The 506-nt window shown below is 38.9% G+C and carries 1 protein-coding gene; it reads left to right on the top strand.

All coding sequences use genetic code 11. The features are described from left to right. Positions 1 to 12: 12 nt before the first annotated feature. The coding region (locus ACFIKR_RS09635; RefSeq protein ID WP_375659676.1) for a phage antirepressor KilAC domain-containing protein at positions 13 to 506 on the top strand (494 nt) is incomplete at its 3' end.

The following is a 506-nucleotide window of genomic DNA, read 5'->3' as shown; positions in this document are numbered from 1 at the left end:
CCCAAATTTGGGGTGGTTGATTTTAGTGGTTATTATCTTGATAGCAAAGGGGAAAGCCGCCCTTGTTATAACCTCCCCAAACGTGAATGCTTAATTCTCGTATCTGGTTACAGCACTGCCTTACGAGCAAAAATAATTGATCGGTGGCAAGAATTGGAAAAGCAAGCAGCAATACCACAAATCGACTACTCAAGCCCTCAAGTTATGCTTGGTGTTTTAACGTATCTCAAAAATGAAAATGAACAAAAAGATAACATTATTGCAAATTTAAAACCAAAGGCAATGGCTCTTGAAAGCTTACAGCGTCATAATGGACTCTTTGGTCTTACAGAAGCCGCTAAAATACTCGAGATGCAACCAAAACAGTTCATTCTCTTCTTACAGAAAAAAGGTTGGGTTTACAGACGAGCAGCAGGTGGAAATTTGCTTCCTTATCAAGACAAAATCCAAAAGAAACTTATGGATTGTCCAACCATCACACTTCAAACCGCAAGTGGAATAGAAAA

The organism is Bartonella sp. MR30HLJHH (assembly GCF_042194195.1).
Classification (GTDB): Bacteria; Pseudomonadota; Alphaproteobacteria; order Rhizobiales; family Rhizobiaceae; genus Bartonella; species Bartonella grahamii.
Note: the sequence above shows the minus strand (reverse complement) of the source record. Positions and strands in the feature narration are given on the sequence as shown.